Raw genomic sequence first — 18,719 nt, forward strand, 5'->3', positions numbered from 1 at the left:
TAATTACTGGCTATTTTTCCATTTAATTCATCCTATTAACTTATGCCTAAATCATATAAATCTGAATAAAATTTTATGTTATCCCTATATCTATATAATTTTTTTCAAATTGATCTGCATATTCCTTAAATGGACTCAAGCATTATAGATGTCAAAAATATCAATACGTGATCTATGGATTATTTTAGCCGGTTATCTGGCTGCCATGCATGTCGGTAAACTATCTGCTGTTATTCCCATTCTGCAACAGGATTTAGGCTTAAGTTTTACACAAGCCGGGTTTTCCCTGTCTTTAGTACAAGGAGCCGGGATGCTATTTGCCCTTTGTATTGGTGCTTTTTCGGAAAAAGTGGGTTTAAAGCGCTGCCTGATTTTGGCATTAATCATTTTAGGACTAAGCAGTATAGCTGGCCTCTGGATTCAGCATGCCACAGCCTTATATTTCTTCCGCTTTACCGAAGGGATTGGATTTTTAACTATTTCCTTGTGTGCGCCTGCAATTTTAAAACGGATCAGTCGGCCTGAAACACTGAATTTTAAAATGGGACTCTGGAGTTCCTATATGGGCGTGGGTGTCAGTGTTGCTGTTTTTAGTATTCCTGTTTTACTCGAATACCTGAACTGGCAAAATATTTGGGCCATTCTCGGCAGTCTATGCTTGATTATTGCAGGCATCATTAAACGATATCTACAAATAGATTCAGCGGCATGTGCACCCAACAGGACGACTCAACCAGTACCGTCAAATACTTCATTCTGGCAGATTATCAAAGTCACCCTTACCCATCCTCCCATCCTGTGTTTAGCTATTATTTTTGCCTGTTATACCAGTCAGTGGATTACCGTGACCGGGTTCCTGCCCAGCATGTACGTCGAACACGGCATTGATTTAAAAGTTGCAGGCGTTCTGGTTTCAATCGTGGTACTTGCTAATCTGGGCGGCACTTTTGGTGCAGGTATGTTGTTACAACGTGGCTGGAAACCCAAGACGCTATTCAACACCGGATTTATAGCCATGCTGTGTAGCAGCTTTTTGGCTTTTACAGCCAGTTCATGGCTCATGTTCGAATTACAGTTTATAAGTGCTGTACTGTTTTCACTGATTGGTGGAATTATCCCGACCACCATTTTTGCCATTACTTTGCAGTATGCCCCGCACGCCAATGCCGCAGCAGCCAGTGTGGGTCTGGTTTTACAGCTTTCAGCCTGTGCTCAGTTTCTTTTACCGCCTTTGAGCGCAGCACTGGTTTCGACCACACAGAATTGGGCTTATATCGCGGCAGTTACCGCCAGCCTTTCTATATTAGGAATCTTAATGACCTTGCTTTTATTCAAGCGTTATGCCCAATAAAAAGAGCCTCAGACGAGGCTCTTTTTATTATTGAAAGCTTAGGCTTGATCCAGACCGGCTTCCAGTACATCAAACAGATCATCTGCAATGGAGGTACCAAACTGGGTATCAATTTCACGGATACAGGTTGGACTGGTGACGTTAATTTCAGTGACATAGTTGCCAATCACATCCAGACCAACAAATACCAGACCTTTTTCTCTGAGATAAGGACCTACTTGCGCTGCAATGGCTCTATCATTCTCAGTTAATGGACGTGCTTGACCTAAACCGCCTGCCGCCAGATTGCCACGCACTTCACCATTTTGCGGAATACGGGCCAGACAATACGGCACGGGTTCGCCATTGATCATCAGGATACGCTTATCCCCTTCTACAATTTCAGGAATATAACGCTGTGCCATAATCGGCTGGTTACCATTGTTGGTCAGAATTTCAATGGTTGAGCCAATATTGATACCATCCTGATAGAGACGGAAAATTCCGGTGCCGCCCATACCATCCAATGGTTTTACAATGACATCGACATGCTCTTTTAAAAATTCACGGATCAGGCTTTGTTGCGACGTTACCAAAGTCGGAACTTGCAGATGCGGGAACTGAGTAGCAAACAGCTTTTCATTGCAGTCACGCAGACTTTGCGGTTTGTTAATAATCCATGCCCCTTCCCGTTCTGCCTGTTCCAGAATATAAGTGGTATAGACAAAGTTCATGTCGAATGGCGGATCTTTACGCATCAGCACCACATCATAAGCTGCAACCGATTCTTTTTTCTTTTCACCCAGTTCGTAGTAATGGTTATAGTCTTCAAATACCTGCAAAGGCGAGATCAGACCAAAGGCCTTCCCTTGATCGATATATAAATCTTGCTGTAATGCATAACCCAGTTCATGTCCACGGCGTGCAGCTGCCCATAACATGGCCATGGTTGAATCTTTTTTCAGGTTTACATTTTCGATGGGATCCATCACAACAAGTACGCGCATGTCTCTGTGCTCTTTCTTAAAAATACATTAGCAAGGAGTATAGCCTGTGCAGTTTCTTTTGTTTATGGTGATTTTGCATGACTAATTTTGTATAAATGCTTAAATACTTTAATCAACAAGAGCATTTATCATGCAGCAGGCAATTGTCGGCTTTCATCTGGATGAAGAAAATCACTGGGTCGCTGAACTGGCCTGTGGCCATGGTCAGCATGTGCGGCATAATCCCCCTTGGCAAAACCGTCCCTGGGTCATGACCGAACAAGGCCGTAAAGAAAAACTGGGCGTCTTATTGGACTGCAAAAAATGTGAAATACACGAGGATTAATATCTTCTAAATCAAATCAGTATATATACTCACCCTGAGTATTTTATCTCGTTTAGAAAATTGATTAAAACCTGAATAAAAATAATAATACCTGGCTTATAAATGCATTATCTTTCAACTAAATACATCTAATTTTATGATTTAACGATTATTTTTCGAAATCATGGTTCCCAGCATAATAATAAAGGTACTGACCCCGCCAATCAGTAAGCTCATCAGAGCAATTTCCAAAGTGATCTTATGATGCCAGCTCTGATCAGGAATCCAGGGCAAATTCAGATTTTCCCCAAAGATAAAGTTAATAGTACATATAATCAGAAAGCCAATCGTTGTAGAGATCAGTAAAGTCACCACCAAGTTTTTCCACATCTTGTAGCCTACCAGCATGACAATAATGGCTAAACCTACCACCGTTATAATCGATATAAATAAAACACTGTTCCAGTAATCCATTCCTAGTACTCTTATTTTAAATCAATTAAAATTATGAAATTCTTATAATTAATTACGTAATGTTTATTTTAATATAGGCAGATTACAATTTGTAAACAATGACCATAACTACCTTATTCATTTTATTTGTAAAGGGACTTTATGGGGGGGGTAATTCATTCTTTAATGAGTTTCTTTTAAAAATATTTTTCTTTTTAGATAAAATAATTTTGATCAAGATTTATATATTGAGAAGAATATTTATATAAAATTTAATTTTGAAGAAGATAATATAACTTATCAAATTTAAAGTTTATCCAGATCAGAATTTCTATCTTATTATTTATATTTCTTTTAAATACAGTCGCCTGAACAGAATCTTTCTTCCCATAAAAAGTAAAGCCTTAGATTACTAAGGCTTTACTTTTTATCTGGTGAATCAGGTTTTAGATTCCGTATTTCACACGATAAGCTTCCATTTTCGCCAATGCTTCGCTATCGCCTTTTGCATCTAGGTAATTCATTAAATCTTTCATGGTAATCAGTGCATGTACTGGAATTTCCAGTTCTTTTTGTACTTCCTGAATAGCAGATAATTCACCTTGGCCTTTTTCCTGACGATCAAGAGCAACCAGTACACCTGCAATTTGCGCACCGGCATTTTTCAGGATGGTGACCACTTCACGAATGGCAGTACCGGCGGTGATCACATCATCAATGATCCAGACTTTTTTCCCTTCGACTGAAGCACCCACTAGCACACCACCTTCACCGTGATCTTTGGCTTCTTTACGGTTAAAGCCCCATGGCACGCTCACGCCATGATTTTGAGACAGTGCCACTGCTGTAGCTGCTACAAAAGGAATGCCTTTGTATGCTGGTCCAAAAATCACTTCAACATTGTCACATTCAGTTAATTTTGCAGCATAGCCAGAAGCCAGTAGTGACAAGGCCTCACCGTCATTGAGCAAGCCAGCATTAAAAAAATAAGGACTCACACGTCCTGATTTTAAAGTAAACTCACCAAATTTAAGCACACCACGTGATAATGCGAGTTCGATAAAAGCTTTCGGGTTAAACTGAGCTGGCGTTGACATGAGGTGCTCCTAAATCCATTAATTAAGGGTAAGATTTGCGCATGATACCAAAGAGTAGCTATCCAGGTGATCAAAAAATTCTTCGTGTCGTTTCAATTAATGTCAACGGTTTACGTTCCTCTGTCAGCAAGGGCTTGCTAGAGTGGATCGAACAGTCTGATGCCGATGTGATCTGCATGCAGGAAAGTCGGATTACCCATGCGCAGTGGACTGACAAATTCAAGCCTGAAGGCTGGTATACTCACCTGTTCCCTGCCGAGCGTCCAGGTTATGCCGGCACAGCGATTTACAGCCGCCTGCCTTTTGTTTCCATTACCGATGGTCTGGGTTTTGAACTGGCTGATTCTCAAGGTCGTTTTATCTCGGCAGAATTTGACTTGGGTCTGGAAAAAACAGCACATATCTGTTCCCTGTATTTACCTTCAGGTTCTTCGGGCGATGAAGCGCAGGCACGTAAAGATCACTTTCTGGAAGAGTATAAAAAGATCCTGAAACAATGGCGCGATGAAGACAAATCCATCATTGTCTGTGGTGATTACAATATCGTGCATAAACGTATCGATATTAAAAACTGGTCCGGTAACCAGAAAGCATCGGGCTGCTTGCCGCATGAACGTGCCTGGTTAGATCATATTTATGATGAGCTGGGTTATGTCGACACATTCCGTGAAGTCCGTAAAGAAGCCGAACTGTATTCCTGGTGGTCAAATCGTGGTCAAGCCCGCGCCAAGAACGTGGGCTGGCGGATTGACTATCAGGCTTGCTCACCGGACTGGAAAGACCGTACTGTAAATGCCTGGGTCTATAAAGATGAATGGTTTAGTGACCATGCACCCGTGATTATTGACTATAAAATCTAAAACCGCCCTAAAGATTGAGTGAACAAATGTTCACTCAATTAAGGTTTATTACCTACACTACATGACGTATTTTCAGGTTTATCTTCCAGTCCGAACAGCGCATGATACTCACACGGCACAGGGATATGTCAGGATGACACTATAAGGACAGGACGCCGTAGGAAGAAAATAAAACAAACTATCAGATTTAGCTTGTTTTTCATGGATGTGACAACGGACGTTGTATTGAGACCCGCATAATCAGGATGATTAGATGCGGGTTTTCTCATTTTAGTACCTTCATTTTTTCTTATTCTTAAACTTCACCACTTACTTTTTAATACCCCTTCTGATCTTAAACGATGTCAATCGGATGATATGTCTTTTAAATATTGCTTAAAAACAAGCCTCTTGAAAGCACATAGGCGATCGGCATAAATTCAGCTAAGCTAAGCCATCAATAAATAAACTGTTGGGGATACAGCGAGCATGCTCAAGATTTATGGCATTAAAAACTGCAATTCAATGAAAAAAGCTTTTGATTTACTTGATGAATTAGAACTAGTTTACGAATTTCATGATTATAAAAAACAGGGGATTGATGCGGATACGGTTAAAACCTGGCTGGATGCTTTAGGTCAAGATGTGGTGCTGAATAAGAAAGGCACTACCTGGCGTAAACTTACTGCAGAAGAGCAGGAAAATGCGCTGGCCAGTGAAGATAATCTGATTACTGCCTTAACTACTCATACTAGCTTAATCAAACGTCCGGTATTAAAGACTGCAACTGGTTTTATCGCTGGTTTTGACGAAGCCACTTATCGGAAGCTAAAAGACTAATTGTCTCAGATGAGCTGGAAGAATAAAAAAAGCCTGACAGAGGTCAGGCTTTTTTTATGGTAGTTTTTAGAGAACGGTTCTGATCCATTATTTGGCACGAATCCAGGTCTGGTTACGACCTAAAGCAGACACGCCGATATAACCGCGTAGCTCAAGCTTCTTGCCACCATCTGTCAGGTTGCCTTTCAATTTGTAAGTTTTACCAGATTTTGGATCTAGGATCGAACCACTGTCATAGCTGGTTCCGCCTGTATTTTTCAGGCCTTTCACAATCGTTAAACCTTTCAGCGATTTATTGTGATACGGACCTTCACATTTTGTACAAGCATTTTCTTCACCCGGTGTTAATACCGATTGGATGCTTGCAGATAATGTCCCATTTTTTTGCTCAGTAAATTTTACTATAGCCTTTGGTTGTTTGGTTTCGTCGTCAATCGTTTTCCAAACGGTACCATTTAAAGGATCTGCAGCATTGGCCAGCGCAGATAAGCCGAGTAGTCCTAACATTAGCGTAATTTTTTTCATTTTTCTTCATTTCCCTAGTCTGAGATAGACCGATGTAGTATTAAAAAGTCACAACATTTTTGCAATTTTTACCTGTGACTATTTAGTGTAACCTTGTAAATATTGTTGGTAAATAATCCACATAATCAATAAAAGCAGAAAAAGATGGAAAGAAGATGAAGATGAGCCCCGTGACGAAACAATTAATTACAGAAAGTCTTTTAAAAGCGACCATCCGTGCGCCTAGTCGGTTCAATCTTCCTCCAAGCTCCTTACGGGTCGCACTGGAGCAGATGTGCAAGATTTTTCCGCAAGATAAGTCCGTACAAATCCGTTCGCTCCGGCTGGCAGGTGTACATGCCGAGGAAATCAAACCACAGCAGGAATCCAGCCAGCTGATTTTCCATATTCATGGCGGTGCTTTTTATCTCGGTTCCTTAAATACCCATCGTGCCTTTATGACCCAGATTGCCGCTCGCACCCAGATGCAGGTACTGCATATTGATTATCCTCTGGCACCTGAATCTGCTTATCCTGAACCTTTGGAAGCTATGTTTGATGTCTATAACCTGTTATTAGATCAGGGCATTCAGGCCAAGGATATTATTCTGTCCGGAGATTCGTGTGGTGCTAATCTGGCATTGGCATTGGCACTCAAGTTACAGCAGGAAGACCTGCCACAGGTGAGTGGACTGATTCTACTTTCCCCTTTCCTTGATCTGACCCTGACCAGTGAATCACTACGCTATAATCAGAAACATGACGCCTTGCTGTCGATTGAAACCCTAAAGACCGGGATTCAGTATTATGTACCGAGTGCAATGGATCGTGGCGATCCGGAAATTTCCCCATTTTTTGCCGATCTCAGTGGTTTGCCACCGATGCATATACAGGTGGGGTCTAAAGAAATTCTGCTGGATGATGCCACACGCTTCAAGGAAAAAGCGGAACAGGCTGGTGTCGAGGTTGAATTCAAGTTATATACCGGCATGTGGCATAATTTTCAGATGTTTAGTGCCTGGTTTGAAGAGGCCCGACAAGCGCTGGCGGATCTTTCAGAATTTGCTCATCGTCTGGATCAAGACTAGAAATTTAAAAGAAGCCATAAAAAAGATCAGCGATTGCTGACCTTTTTTTGTTCATTCATTTTCTATCGAATTTTAGATCTGGCTTACCTGCGCCATCGCAGTTTCAATTGCCTGCTGTTTCGCTACATCACCCATATTGACGCCTTCAGCGCGAATTACGTGCACATCAGTTACGCCAGTAAAGTTAAACACAGTTTTCAGGAAAGCTTCCTGGAAATCGACTGGGCTTTGTTCGCCATAAACACCACCGCGGCTACTGGCAATATAGACTTTCTTTTCACCTGCCAGACCCACTGGGCCATTTTCTGTATATTTAAAAGTACGCCCTGCCACACTAATGCGGTCAATCCAGGCTTTTAAGGTAGAAGGTAGACCGAAGTTATACATAGCGGCCCCAACCACCACGATATCCGCCTGTAAGTACTGCTGTAAAATCTGTTCTCCTAAAGCCGCCTGCTCAAGATTTTGACCCATCAAAATTTCGGCAGTTAAATGTGGAATCGGCTGTGCAGCCAAATCCAGATATTCAAGCTCAACTGCCTCACCATGTTTCTGTTGAAGCTGTCCCACAATAGCTTGAGTCAACTGACGGGAAATAGAGGCATCGCCTAAAATACTGGAATCAATCTGTAAAATTTTCATTGCTTAATCTGGTCCGTTCATTGTTCGGGAATGAACATAGCTTAATAAATTTTAAATAATGAAATAATGGGTTTAAATAAAACACTTCATTGCGTATTTAGAACAATAAATTTCCAGCTTAATTTTTTCTCCTTTTTTTTAATTTTTGATAAATATTACTGATTATCAATGAATTAATTTTATGTTATATTTCTGTAAATAATTAAAGCAATATTTTTCCATCTTTTAAAAACTTAGCAATAACAATAAAGGTCAGACCTGTTGTATGAAGCGAATGTCAGCAGTATTACAAAAATTCCAGAATCATCGACTCAAGAAATATCTGATCGAAGATGAAGTAGTGATGAACTGGGGGATTTTGAAAAAGTGTATCCTGATGCTGGCACTTGGCTGTGGCATACATATCAGCTGGCTAAGTTGGGATCTTTTTGTCCTGTCACATCCGCAATACTGGCAGCATGTCCATATTGACGTCGTTCGTTCACAAGTTCACATGAATGGCCTGTTTTTACTGGCGCTGGTTCTTTTGATTTATCCCTGTTATAAATTTCAAGGCAATGCACTGATAGAACGATATTTTCCCTATCTGGCAGTGGGTATCTTTGTGGTTTCCCTGTGTCGGGATGCGTATATCGTGGGCGTGATCAGCCCGGTAGCCACAATTGCCTATGTTTGCCTGATGACGGTAGGTCTGGTCCTGTTTCACCGGAGACTGGTCTATAGCATGCTGATTCCGGCCTCACTGTTTCTGGTGACTTGTGCCTATCTAAGCTTTAACCAACAACTGCCTTATTCACCACTCTTTAATATTCAGGACCAGTTTTTCCATAATAGCTTCTGGCTATTATCAATGCTGTATTTTATCCTGCCAATTCTTGCTGTCTGCATGATTTTATTTGAGATTTTACTCAGTCAATGGCGTTATCGCGAACAGCTAATCAACCATCTCAGCCAGATTGATCCTCTGACCAATCTGTTTAACCGCCGTAGCATTAATCAATGTCTAGATCAGTTAAATAGTACTGCGACTTTTAACTATGCACTGGTGCTGCTGGATCTGGATCATTTCAAAAAGATCAATGATTACTATGGACATCACAAGGGCGATGAAACACTGGTACAAGTCAGTGCGGTACTGAACCAGCAATTACGTGAAAGCGATGTCGTCGGACGGTTCGGCGGTGAGGAATTTATTCTGGTCCTGAATAATTCCAGCCTGGAAAAAGCTCAGCAGGTTGCAGAGCGTTGCCGAAGCGCGATCCAGCAACTACAGATTTTTAGTGATGAAGGACAATTGATCCCAGTGACTGCCAGCTTTGGCATTGCTATTTCCAAGCCTGAATTACGCCCGCAACAACTTCTGAGCCAGGCCGATCAAGCCCTTTATCAGGCCAAAGCCGGTGGGCGTAATCAGGTGAAATCTTATCTGGAACCTTTGAAAGTTCAACCGGCCTGATATTTTCATCGGCCTTATTTACTTTAAAGCGCGTACCAGAAAAGCTTTAAAGTGAATGCTAGAGCTGTTCTAAACGCTGTAGCTGTGCCAATAATTCTGCTTCACTAAATGCGCCGGTCAAACGTAAGCTGCGAATCTCCTGCTGCTGAGTATCGAGAAATAAATAAGTCGGTGGTCCCAGAATTTCCCATCGGTTAAGTAAAGCCTGATGGGTAGCATCATACTGACTAAGATCAAGCTTGATCAGAAAATAAGGAGCTAAGGCCTGCTGGACAGCAGCTGCCTTTAATACTTTATGTTCAATCGGCTGACAGGCCACACACCAATCAGCATAGACATCAATAATGACCTTCTGCCCTTTCGGTACTGTAGCCAATAACTGTTCAAATTCAGTGGCTGTTTTTGCTATATGCCAACTAGTCTGTTGTTGGGCAGTTTCAACAAAAAAGCGCTGACTATGCTGATACTGACTATATGTAATATAAGGCACAGCGATAGCCAAACAGATGATATAAAGCCAGCGCAGTCCGGTATTTTTCCAGAATAATCGTGCCAGAACATAAGCAACAAAGCTTAAGCCCAACCCTAGCGACAGCCACTGCAATGCAGCTTCTGAAATCAGCGGACGAATAAAATACAAGGCCAAAGCCAGCATGATGAAAGCAAAGAGTACTTTTACCTGATTCATCCAGTGCCCGGCTCGAGGTAGGATGCGTGCCCCCATAATACTGGCCAGCAGCAACGGGGTACCCATACCGAAACCTAAAGTAAACAGCAGCACTGCGCCTTGCCATTGGTTCTGGGTCTGGGAAATAAACAGTAATGCACCAGCTAATGGTGCCGTCATACAAGGCCCGACCAATAAGGCAGAAACAGATCCCATGACCGCAGCGCTAACTAGAGTTCCTCCTTGCTGCATCGCCTGAACCCGGTCCAGACACTGCGTTAGACGCTGTGGCATTTTAATTTCAAACAGGCCAAACAGGTTGAGGGCAAATACCACAAATAATGCACTAAATGCCATCAGGGTGGCAGGTTGCTGTAACCATCGTTGAAAGTTGAGTCCGGCTGAAGATGCAATCAAGCCCAGTACCGCATAGACTGCGGCCATACTGCTTACAAAGCTTAGGGCAATCATCCAAGCTTTGATGCCTTTGCTGTCACGAACAATCAGTGAAGTTAAAATTGGCAACATCGGCAAAGAGCATGGCGTAAATGCCAGCAAAATGCCCAAGCCAAAAAATAACAGTAATCCGTAAGCCAGTGAACTTTCAGCCAGACGTGCAGACCATTGCTGGTCTTGTGCCGAGTCGCTGCTGGATCGGGTAGAAATGACTTCAACGATTTTACTGTCTGTATTTCCTGATTCTAGATCATCAGCAGAATTCTCCAGAATCCGGTTGTGCTGTGAGGAAGAGCTACTTAGATCCAGTAACCGTTTATTACCCGAGCCAGTAGATTCATATTGCACCAGACCAGATAGGTCAGTTTTGAATTCAATGGTTTGGGGTGGGTAACAAAGCCGGTCTTTGGCACAGCCTTGCCAGCTGACCTGATAAGTTTGACCCGCCTGTGTCGGAATTTGAACTTTTAATTGCTGATAATAAACCTGGGTATGACCATAGTTTTCATCATATAGATCTTTAGCGGGTGGCAATTGCAAGGTCATCGGCTGACTTCCCTGCTTTAGCTCTACCTTATGCTGATAAAGATAATAGTTTTGCGGAATTTCCCAGCTAAGTTCGGCCTGTTGCTGAGTGACTGAACTGATACTCAGAGGAAAAGCCTGCTCAGGCGAAAGCAAAGGTGCTTCTGCCTGAGCAATATTGCTAAGCAACACTGTGCCCAATAAGACTGGAGAAAAAAATTTTCTCCCGATCTTAAACTGTAATGCTTTGGTCATATCGGAATAAGAGCAGCTTAGAATAGGAACGATACGCCCAAGCCTGAGAAGTAACCTTTATTCTGACCTTCCAGATCTACCCCGATACTGGCATCAAGTTGTACCTGATCATTCAACGCATACATGACGCCAGTGCCTAGCGCATATTCATTATCCTGACTTTCAGCTTTGCGATAAATCAGTTCAGAATAACCTGACCAGCGATCAGCAATCTGATAGCTTAAAGCTGGAATTGCAGTAATCGCCCAGTTGCTATCCTGCCATTCATAACGCATGGTCAGTGCAGTATTCACCAAATCATTATATTGATAAGCAACTGCTGAGCTCAGGCTATAAATATCTTCTTCATTACTAAAATTAGCATTACCTGTGGCAATAATAGCTTCAGCCATCAGCGCCATACTGAGTTTTTCATCATCCAGATCAATGGCTTTTTTCAGGCCAATACTGACATCGCCTAAACCATCATCCTCTTCAGTCTGACCATTGAACTTGGTTTGTGACCAGGCCGGACCAGCCCAGCCTAAACGTAATTCCAGATCATCAGTCAAACCGGTACGCAACAAGACGTCGGCATTTAAAGTGGTTTGTTTCAGCTTGCTTCCATCCACAGTCGCTTCGCTATAAGAGAAACTCGGTAAACCCTGTTCCCAAGCTAACTGACCCACTGGAACTGTACTGGTGCCCAGACCTTCACCTGGTCGGTCAAACTCTACCGCTGCACAAAGCTGTGCACTGACACCCGTCAGTGCCATTAAACCCAATATTCTTAAAGTTGTCTTCATCTTGCTGGAGCTCTTTCTTAAAATTTAATGTAATTCCTTGGTCATTTTTGCGCCATGACTACGCAATAATTCTAGGGTCTGTTTTTCTTCTTCCAGTGCTTCTGCCCAGTTAATTTCATCAAAATCACAATCAAAGAATAAATCACTAATCGATGACAGAATGGTTAATCCTTCTTCATCCTTGCTGTTCGGATTGACTTTTTCTTCTAATAGGCGCTGCACTGCAGGTACACAGGCTGCACTGGCCGCATCCCAAAGCGGGCCATAAACTTCTTCAGCATCCCAAAGATGCAAATTGACTTTGGCCTGGATCAGCGCTTCCAGAATCTGTAAATGTACATCCAGACGTTGCTGTTTTTCTTCAGCAGTTAAGGGACTGCCCGCTTCATAAGCTTCGCAGACTTCTTCCCACCATTTGAACAGGCCATCTGACCAGATGGAAATAACAGGGCCTTTTTCCAGATCAATAAAATTCGGGTTAAGTCCATCTGCCAAAAGCTGTTTGACCTGACCCAGATTAAGTTCTTCGAGTGCTTGCACAAAAAGCTGTTGTTGCGCAGTTAACATGATGGAGCTCACTTCAAATTCGTTTTTCACTATTATGCCGAATAAAGCGGGATTTGTTTTGTTCTCATTCGTTTATTTTATCTAAAATTGAAAAAAGCCCCGTAGGGCCTTTTTCATCTGCGGATTATTTATTGTTCTAGATCTGTACCTGTATCTTCTTCCGCAAGTTTTAGCGGAGTGCTACGTACGTTATCTTTTTTCTCAATCACATGTTCCAGACTGCGTTTTAAACGGTCAATGGCTCCATGAATCGCAGTATCAACATTATGACCATGATGGTTCACGACAATTGGCTTCAAGCCGGCAGGACGTGCTTCGATCATGCAGCGAATATCGTCATCGCCTCCTTTGGCGGCATTTTCATCGCTAAGATGCACTGAGAAATGGGTTATACGCTCACTGTGGCGCTGGAATTCCTGATTTAATTCGGTACGAACGTAAGTAATTAGACGATCACTATTGCGAATGTTTTTATCGGTACGGAGTTCAATGTTCATAAAATACCATCCTCAAATCATTTTAACTTTTTAGTGCAGAATTTTTATCTTGGCACGTGTATAGCTTGCTGTTTTATATTGCATTTCACATCTTCAAATCGCTTTGGATAAAACCCTCCAGATTGAATGATGAACACATTTTTGAGTCTGCAGAACCGTGTTCCTATACTTCGAATATCGGTCCTCTCTTGAAAATATGCAAGTGATATTTTGATTTTTTTAGCAAAAGGACAACCGATCGTGACAACTGCTTACAGGATCGTGATTGATCTTCCAGATTTAGAACAATCGAATTACTATTCACATGACCTTCCCAAAATTAAAGCAGTCTTTGCCCTGTTCATAAAAGATCTATGTAATTACTTTAATCAGCTTCAAAATTGAGTCTCAATTCTTAAAATTAATTTAAATATAAAAATTTAACTCGCTTCAAATATCCTATAAACCTTCTTCTCCCCATATCTCAAATTATCATCAGCTCAGGACGATGAAATATTTCTGTCAGTGATCAATTTTGACTTTATTTTTACTTATTAATCTGTATCCTTAAGCTGCTTTCTCGGGGGAGATATTTAAATGAAATTTACACAAATCGCGGCACTTTGTGCATTGGCTTCAACAGCAGCTTTCACTCAGGCAGCAGTTTGGCAGGATTTTAGTCTGTCAGCTTTATATGGTGAAAACTATAAAGCACCATTTGAAGCTGGTAATGAAAAAATTGATCAATCAACCATTACGGCTGAATATGCAGCTGGTTTAAAATATGGTGATATCTTCGCCTTTGCTGACCGTACCAATAATGATTTCGGTAATGAAACTTACTTCGAAGTTGCACCGCGTTTAAGTTTAGGTGCAGTCAGTGGTCAAAAGCTTGAACTTGGCCCAATTAAAGACGTACTTATTGCGACTACGTGGGAAGGCAATAGCGGTGCGAGTGACTTTAATAACTACTTATACGGGATCGGTTTTGCGCTTGATATTCCATATACTAGCTATGCGAATATTAATTTCTACAAAGCTGACAATGATCTGCAAAAAGATGATTATCAAATGACGATCACTTATGCAGTTCCATTTAAAATTGGTGGCGAAGAGTTCCTGGCAGATGCTTTCCTGGACTGGTCAACCGCTGAAGGTCCTGATCACAAAAGTGAATTGAACTGGACTTCACAATACAAATGGAACGTTGGTAAACATATCTCTCCTGAGACTAAACTTTACCTTGGTATTGAACATTCTGTTTGGAATAACAAATTCGGTACTGACGTTGATCAACACGATGTCAGCGCATTGGTTAAATACCACTTCTAAGTTTTTAGAATGAATAAAGCAGGACTTCGGTTCTGCTTTTTTATTGCCTAAATTCAGGTTATGGTTAGATATTCTCTTTCTTTTTTGGCATCTGCTTATGAGCTTTGTTATTCGTCCTGCTCAAATTCAAGATTTGGAACATCTACTCCCGATCTACAATGCTGAAATCTTATACGGAACCTCAACCTGGAATAGCACGCCAAAAACGATCCAGGATTTTCAGAACATGCTGAATGAATTAAATGCTCAGCAATTTCCTTTATTAGTAGCTGAGCATTCAGCATCCAGGCAAATTGCAGGTTATGCGGATTATTCTATATTTCGACCCATTCAGGGCTTTAAACACACTGTTGAACATTCTGTCTTTCTTCATGCAGATTTTATAGGGCAAGGTCTGGGCAAAGCCTTGATGCTCAAGCTGATTGAACATGCCCGGCAAAATGCTATCCATGTCATGGTCGGTGCCATTGACCATGAAAATCAGGCATCAATTGCCTTACATGAGAAATTAGGCTTTAAACAAACCGGTTATATGCGGGAAGTTGGACAGAAATTTGGACAATGGCGCGATCTGGTATTGATGCAACTCAACCTGAATTAAACCAAAATATTTTATTTTTTATGTAAAAATTAATCTAATTAGATCAATAATCTGTTAGAAAAATTGCGGAGAGATAAAATTTTCTATTAAAACCAGAATAATATCAGTTGAGTAAAATTATGAATAAATGGTTTATCTTTATCAGTATTCTCCCTCTGAGTAGTTTCAGTTTCGCCAATTCAGACTTTGAAACTGAACTCCGATCCGAATGTGCCAAGGTGAAAAGCTATGCCAACTCGGGAAGAAAATTTTATGATCAGAAACAGTATCAAAATGCGCTAGGACAATTTCAACAGCAAGCTTCCTGGTCTGCCTTTTGTGCAATGCATAGTGAAAATAGCGGTGTATCTTTTTCCGAGAATGCCATTACCACTGCTTTTAATAATGTCGGGTTAAGCTATTTTAAATCAGGAAAGCCACAATGGGCACGGGCCTGGTTTTCAGTCTTTCCTCAGGCCAAAAGCAGTCAATTTAATTTAAAACAGCTTCCTCCTCCGCAAAAAACTCAAAACTTGGCAGGCATTTATATACGGCATGCTGGCTTCGGTCACTGGAATACCATTCAAGTCAAACGGATTAAAAATTCTTATCAGATTCATTTTAATGGCCTCTATATGGGAGTAAATAGCATGATTTATGGTCCAAATATAGGTGAATTTGAAACCACAATGCCTGTTAATAAAAATCAAACGACCTATCGATCAGATGACTGCAAAATTAATCTCAATTTTGCTTTTGATCCTAAACAGGGGCAGCAGGTGATTTTAAAACAGGACAATGGCAGTTCAGGTTGTGGCTTTGGACATAATGTCTATGCAGATGGACACTATTTAAAAGTTGAGTCTTAAATTGAGTTGTTAAAAAAGCCCGCGATTGCGGGCTTTTTAATAGGTATTAGCAGCAAATCATTTTAAACAACGATATCTGCCAGATTACCTTTCTGTTCCAGCCAGTCTTTACGGTCACTGGCACGTTTTTTAGCCAACAGTTTATCCAGTAAGCCTGAAGTCAGGTGCACATCATCCAGATCTAGCTGCACCAGACGACGAGTATTTGGATCCAAAGTAGTTTCACGGAGCTGGCTGGCATTCATCTCGCCTAAACCTTTGAATCGGGTGATTTGCGGATTCTTGGTTTTACATTTTTTCAGGATGCCTTCCAGTTCATCTTCATCCAGCGCATAGTGCACATCTTTACCATCATCAATACGGAATAGTGGTGGCATCGCTACAAACAGATGCCCTTCCTCGACCAGAATCGGAAAGTGTTTTACGAACAGCGCACATAACAAAGTCGCAATATGCAAACCATCCGAGTCGGCATCGGCAAGAATACATATCTTGCCATAACGCAGTTCAGACAGATCATCTGAACCTGGATCGACCCCAATCGCGATTGCAATGTTATGTACTTCCTGAGAGGCCAGCACTTCATCCGAAGAGACTTCCCAGGTATTTAAAATTTTCCCGCGAATCGGCATGATCGCCTGGAAATTTTTGTCACGTGCCTGCTTGGCCGAGCCACCCGCAGAGTCTCCTTCCACAATAAACAGTTCAGACTGATCCAGATCATGTCCAACACAATCTGACAGTTTCCCAGGTAAAGTCGGACCAGCGACAATTTTCTTACGCTCAACTTTCTTAGCTGCTTTTAAACGGCGACCCGCTTTGGAAATGGCCATTTCTGCCAGTTGCATAGCGATGTCTGAATTCTGGTTCAGCCACAGTGCAAACGCATCTTTGGCAATATTCTGCACAATGCCTGAGGCTTCACGGCTAGATAAACGTTCCTTGGTCTGACCAGAGAATTGTGGCTCTTGGAATTTCAGCGACAGGATATAGTTCACCCCATCCCAGACATCTTCTGCAGACAGTTTCATATTCCGTGGCAACAGGTTACGCAGCTCACAGAACTCACGCATGGCATCGGTCACACCTGAACGTAAGCCATTCACATGAGTACCGCCCTGTGCGGTTGGAATCAGGTTGACATATGATTCCTGAATACTTTCTCCACCTTCCACATTCCAGCAGATGGCAAATTCTGCACTGGCACGCTCAGCATCACCTGTCGCCACAAAAGCAGGGGCCGGAATGATTTCACGGTCTTCCAGCTCATCCATCAAATAGTCGACCAGACCATTTTCAAACTGCCAGGTGATCTTTTCATCATTAATCTGGTCGATATAGTTAATTTGTAGACCAGCAGCCAATACTGCTTTGGCTTTTAAATTATGTTTTAAGGCTTTAAGGGCAAATTTGGGCGAATCAAAATATTTGGTTTCCGGCCAGAAATGAACAGTTGTCCCTGTGGCACGTTTCGGTGCCTTGCCTTCCAGCACTTCTAGTGGTGCAGTCGGTTCACCATTTTCAAAGGCCATTTTATACAGGTTGCCGTGACGCTGAACTTCAACTTCTACGCGGCTAGAAAGCGCGTTAACGACCGAGATCCCTACCCCGTGTAGACCGCCAGAAAATTGATAGTTATCAGTACTAAACTTACCACCGGCATGCAGTTTGGTCAGGATAATTTCGATCCCGCTCTGACCATATTCCGGGTGAATATCAACCGGCATACCACGACCATTGTCTTCGACCGATAATGAACCATCCTTATACACCGTGACCGTGACTTTATTGGCATGTCCCGCCAATGCCTCATCGACCGCGTTATCAATCACTTCCTGCGCCAAGTGGTTTGGACGAGAGGTATCGGTATACATGCCCGGACGACGACGCACCGGATCTAGACCAGATAAAACTTCAAGAGATTGAGCCGTATATTGAGACACGTTATTCGGTTTCCTTTTTTATGCAGTCGGATAAAAACTGTAAGAGCAGCGGAATTTTCTCCGCAAAATCATCCATACCATGGCTGCCATTGGCCTCTGTCATCAGCAGTGCAGGTGGACGAGCTGAACTATAATAGCTATGTGCTTCACGATAATCCAAAACTTCATCGCCTTGTTGTAACAGCACTAATATTTTGTCTGCATCTTGCGCAGTTGGTAGCGCCATAGCTTCGAGCTGGCCAAGATCTGCGTCATTCAGGCACCAGTTCGGATGAACCTGCAGAGGCAATTCATCATCAAACAGTTCACGAAACAGCTGCCATGGTCGCATTGCCGGATTGATCAGTACAGCCGGCACATGCGCTTGAGCGACCAGATATGTCGCATAGAATCCCCCGAGGCTACTGCCGACCAATGCCACCTGGTCCATCGACTGGATCAATTTAGAAATCTTCTGAATTGCAGCCATGGGCGGCATGTTCAAATCTGGTAAATGCACCTGAATATCCGGGTACTTGGCACAGTATTGTTCCAATAACTGGCCTTTAATCGAGTTGCTACTACTCTTGAACCCATGCAGGTAAATGATATTCATCGGCAATCAATAAAAAACAAACAAAATGTCAAAATTTAATTTAAAAGTGTGAAATACACTTCATTTTATAACCACTTAATTGCTTAAATTGTCTGACAAAAAAGCCTTT

General features: G+C 42.0%; 20 protein-coding genes. 9 read left to right on the forward strand and 11 right to left on the reverse strand.

Translation table 11 applies throughout. The features are described 5' to 3' along the window. Window positions 1–148 precede the first annotated feature (148 nt). Complete coding sequence (locus AC4MCD_RS13785) at window positions 149–1,351, forward strand: MFS transporter (RefSeq protein WP_419374873.1); 1,203 nt, start codon at window positions 149–151, stop codon at window positions 1,349–1,351. Between the two features lie 38 nt (window positions 1,352–1,389). On the opposite strand, the gene gshB is transcribed toward AC4MCD_RS13785, so the two are convergent. Further along, window positions 1,390–2,337 carry a glutathione synthase gene (gene gshB, locus AC4MCD_RS13790; RefSeq protein WP_419365468.1) on the reverse strand — a complete coding sequence of 316 codons (948 nt, stop codon included), beginning with the start codon at window positions 2,335–2,337 and terminating at the stop codon, window positions 1,390–1,392. Between the two features lie 130 nt (window positions 2,338–2,467). On the opposite strand from gshB, the gene AC4MCD_RS13795 reads away from it, so the two are divergent. Beyond that, window positions 2,468–2,662, forward strand: coding sequence for a DUF3565 domain-containing protein (locus AC4MCD_RS13795; RefSeq protein ID WP_286740185.1), 195 nt, complete (start codon window positions 2,468–2,470; stop codon window positions 2,660–2,662). A 141-nt stretch (window positions 2,663–2,803) separates the two neighbouring features. On the opposite strand, the gene AC4MCD_RS13800 is transcribed toward AC4MCD_RS13795, so the two are convergent. Then, window positions 2,804–3,115, reverse strand: a complete 312-nt coding sequence (locus tag AC4MCD_RS13800) for a hypothetical protein (protein ID WP_159124191.1) — start codon at window positions 3,113–3,115, stop codon at window positions 2,804–2,806. Window positions 3,116–3,540: 425 nt separating this feature from the next. After that, window positions 3,541–4,191, reverse strand: a complete 651-nt coding sequence (gene pyrE, locus AC4MCD_RS13805; protein WP_180178870.1) for an orotate phosphoribosyltransferase — start codon at window positions 4,189–4,191, stop codon at window positions 3,541–3,543. Between the two features lie 41 nt (window positions 4,192–4,232). Here pyrE and AC4MCD_RS13810 point away from each other — a divergent pair, with 41 nt between their 5' ends. Together AC4MCD_RS13810 and AC4MCD_RS13815 are read left to right on the forward strand one after the other, a co-directional pair. Continuing rightward, window positions 4,233–5,051, forward strand: coding sequence for an exodeoxyribonuclease III (locus AC4MCD_RS13810; protein WP_159124217.1), 819 nt, complete (start codon window positions 4,233–4,235; stop codon window positions 5,049–5,051). 468 nt (window positions 5,052–5,519) lie between these two features. Further along, a complete protein-coding gene (locus AC4MCD_RS13815) occupies window positions 5,520–5,870 on the forward strand; it encodes a Spx/MgsR family RNA polymerase-binding regulatory protein (protein ID WP_419374874.1) in 351 nt (116 codons plus the stop codon). A gap of 87 nt (window positions 5,871–5,957) precedes the next feature. On the opposite strand, the gene AC4MCD_RS13820 is transcribed toward AC4MCD_RS13815, so the two are convergent. Further along, the gene (locus AC4MCD_RS13820) at window positions 5,958–6,395 is read right to left on the reverse strand and encodes a DUF2147 domain-containing protein (RefSeq protein ID WP_004781465.1); all 438 of its coding nucleotides are present in this window, start codon (window positions 6,393–6,395) and stop codon (window positions 5,958–5,960) included. 155 nt (window positions 6,396–6,550) lie between these two features. On the opposite strand from AC4MCD_RS13820, the gene AC4MCD_RS13825 reads away from it, so the two are divergent. Further along, entirely contained in the window at window positions 6,551–7,462 is a 912-nt protein-coding gene (locus AC4MCD_RS13825; RefSeq protein WP_491876287.1) for an alpha/beta hydrolase, read from the forward strand. A 72-nt stretch (window positions 7,463–7,534) separates the two neighbouring features. Here the strand turns inward: AC4MCD_RS13825 and AC4MCD_RS13830 are convergent, their stop codons facing one another. Continuing rightward, window positions 7,535–8,104: an FMN-dependent NADH-azoreductase gene (locus tag AC4MCD_RS13830; protein ID WP_159124195.1), complete on the reverse strand. Its 570-nt coding sequence runs from the start codon at window positions 8,102–8,104 to the stop codon at window positions 7,535–7,537. A 265-nt stretch (window positions 8,105–8,369) separates the two neighbouring features. Here AC4MCD_RS13830 and AC4MCD_RS13835 point away from each other — a divergent pair, with 265 nt between their 5' ends. Further along, window positions 8,370–9,560 (forward strand): GGDEF domain-containing protein, encoded by a 1,191-nt coding sequence (locus AC4MCD_RS13835; RefSeq protein ID WP_159124196.1) that lies wholly within the window; start codon window positions 8,370–8,372, stop codon window positions 9,558–9,560. Window positions 9,561–9,618: 58 nt separating this feature from the next. Here the strand turns inward: AC4MCD_RS13835 and dsbD are convergent, their stop codons facing one another. From dsbD to AC4MCD_RS13855, 4 genes are all read right to left on the reverse strand, one after another. Then, complete coding sequence (dsbD, locus tag AC4MCD_RS13840) at window positions 9,619–11,463, reverse strand: protein-disulfide reductase DsbD (protein ID WP_491876288.1); 1,845 nt, start codon at window positions 11,461–11,463, stop codon at window positions 9,619–9,621. A gap of 17 nt (window positions 11,464–11,480) precedes the next feature. Then, entirely contained in the window at window positions 11,481–12,248 is a 768-nt protein-coding gene (locus AC4MCD_RS13845) for a transporter (protein WP_432242904.1), read from the reverse strand. Between the two features lie 24 nt (window positions 12,249–12,272). Beyond that, a complete protein-coding gene (locus tag AC4MCD_RS13850; RefSeq protein ID WP_004781453.1) occupies window positions 12,273–12,815 on the reverse strand; it encodes an ankyrin repeat domain-containing protein in 543 nt (180 codons plus the stop codon). Between the two features lie 128 nt (window positions 12,816–12,943). Then, window positions 12,944–13,312 carry an HPF/RaiA family ribosome-associated protein gene (locus AC4MCD_RS13855; protein WP_005232722.1) on the reverse strand — a complete coding sequence of 123 codons (369 nt, stop codon included), beginning with the start codon at window positions 13,310–13,312 and terminating at the stop codon, window positions 12,944–12,946. A gap of 576 nt (window positions 13,313–13,888) precedes the next feature. Here AC4MCD_RS13855 and AC4MCD_RS13860 point away from each other — a divergent pair. The 3 genes from AC4MCD_RS13860 to AC4MCD_RS13870 all read left to right on the forward strand — a co-directional run bounded on the left by AC4MCD_RS13860 (window position 13,889) and on the right by AC4MCD_RS13870 (window position 16,072). Further along, the gene (locus AC4MCD_RS13860) at window positions 13,889–14,623 is read left to right on the forward strand and encodes an outer membrane protein OmpK (protein ID WP_419374879.1); all 735 of its coding nucleotides are present in this window, start codon (window positions 13,889–13,891) and stop codon (window positions 14,621–14,623) included. Window positions 14,624–14,720: 97 nt separating this feature from the next. Next, window positions 14,721–15,224 (forward strand): GNAT family N-acetyltransferase, encoded by a 504-nt coding sequence (locus AC4MCD_RS13865; RefSeq protein WP_491876289.1) that lies wholly within the window; start codon window positions 14,721–14,723, stop codon window positions 15,222–15,224. 119 nt (window positions 15,225–15,343) lie between these two features. Then, window positions 15,344–16,072: a hypothetical protein gene (locus tag AC4MCD_RS13870; RefSeq protein ID WP_491876290.1), complete on the forward strand. Its 729-nt coding sequence runs from the start codon at window positions 15,344–15,346 to the stop codon at window positions 16,070–16,072. Between the two features lie 62 nt (window positions 16,073–16,134). On the opposite strand, the gene parE is transcribed toward AC4MCD_RS13870, so the two are convergent. Beyond that, on the reverse strand, window positions 16,135–18,015 hold the full coding sequence (parE, locus tag AC4MCD_RS13875) for a DNA topoisomerase IV subunit B (RefSeq protein WP_180167917.1): 1,881 nt from the start codon (window positions 18,013–18,015) through the stop codon (window positions 16,135–16,137). A gap of 1 nt (window position 18,016) precedes the next feature. Next, entirely contained in the window at window positions 18,017–18,610 is a 594-nt protein-coding gene (locus tag AC4MCD_RS13880) for a YqiA/YcfP family alpha/beta fold hydrolase (RefSeq protein ID WP_419374883.1), read from the reverse strand. Window positions 18,611–18,719 lie beyond the last annotated feature (109 nt).

It is taken from the genome of Acinetobacter sp. CAU_H_78 (assembly GCF_058599365.1).

Coding starts and splice junctions, on each gene's coding strand:
- AC4MCD_RS13785 (WP_419374873.1), top strand. CDS start 149: ATGTCAAAAATATCAATACGTGATCTATGGATTATTTTAGCCGGTTAT.
- gshB (WP_419365468.1), bottom strand. CDS start 2,337: ATGCGCGTACTTGTTGTGATGGATCCCATCGAAAATGTAAACCTGAAA.
- AC4MCD_RS13795 (WP_286740185.1), top strand. CDS start 2,468: ATGCAGCAGGCAATTGTCGGCTTTCATCTGGATGAAGAAAATCACTGG.
- AC4MCD_RS13800 (WP_159124191.1), bottom strand. CDS start 3,115: ATGGATTACTGGAACAGTGTTTTATTTATATCGATTATAACGGTGGTA.
- pyrE (WP_180178870.1), bottom strand. CDS start 4,191: ATGTCAACGCCAGCTCAGTTTAACCCGAAAGCTTTTATCGAACTCGCA.
- AC4MCD_RS13810 (WP_159124217.1), top strand. CDS start 4,233: ATGATACCAAAGAGTAGCTATCCAGGTGATCAAAAAATTCTTCGTGTC.
- AC4MCD_RS13815 (WP_419374874.1), top strand. CDS start 5,520: ATGCTCAAGATTTATGGCATTAAAAACTGCAATTCAATGAAAAAAGCT.
- AC4MCD_RS13820 (WP_004781465.1), bottom strand. CDS start 6,395: ATGAAAAAAATTACGCTAATGTTAGGACTACTCGGCTTATCTGCGCTG.
- AC4MCD_RS13825 (WP_491876287.1), top strand. CDS start 6,551: ATGAAGATGAGCCCCGTGACGAAACAATTAATTACAGAAAGTCTTTTA.
- AC4MCD_RS13830 (WP_159124195.1), bottom strand. CDS start 8,104: ATGAAAATTTTACAGATTGATTCCAGTATTTTAGGCGATGCCTCTATT.
- AC4MCD_RS13835 (WP_159124196.1), top strand. CDS start 8,370: ATGAAGCGAATGTCAGCAGTATTACAAAAATTCCAGAATCATCGACTC.
- dsbD (WP_491876288.1), bottom strand. CDS start 11,463: ATGACCAAAGCATTACAGTTTAAGATCGGGAGAAAATTTTTTTCTCCA.
- AC4MCD_RS13845 (WP_432242904.1), bottom strand. CDS start 12,248: ATGAAGACAACTTTAAGAATATTGGGTTTAATGGCACTGACGGGTGTC.
- AC4MCD_RS13850 (WP_004781453.1), bottom strand. CDS start 12,815: ATGTTAACTGCGCAACAACAGCTTTTTGTGCAAGCACTCGAAGAACTT.
- AC4MCD_RS13855 (WP_005232722.1), bottom strand. CDS start 13,312: ATGAACATTGAACTCCGTACCGATAAAAACATTCGCAATAGTGATCGT.
- AC4MCD_RS13860 (WP_419374879.1), top strand. CDS start 13,889: ATGAAATTTACACAAATCGCGGCACTTTGTGCATTGGCTTCAACAGCA.
- AC4MCD_RS13865 (WP_491876289.1), top strand. CDS start 14,721: ATGAGCTTTGTTATTCGTCCTGCTCAAATTCAAGATTTGGAACATCTA.
- AC4MCD_RS13870 (WP_491876290.1), top strand. CDS start 15,344: ATGAATAAATGGTTTATCTTTATCAGTATTCTCCCTCTGAGTAGTTTC.
- AC4MCD_RS13880 (WP_419374883.1), bottom strand. CDS start 18,610: ATGAATATCATTTACCTGCATGGGTTCAAGAGTAGTAGCAACTCGATT.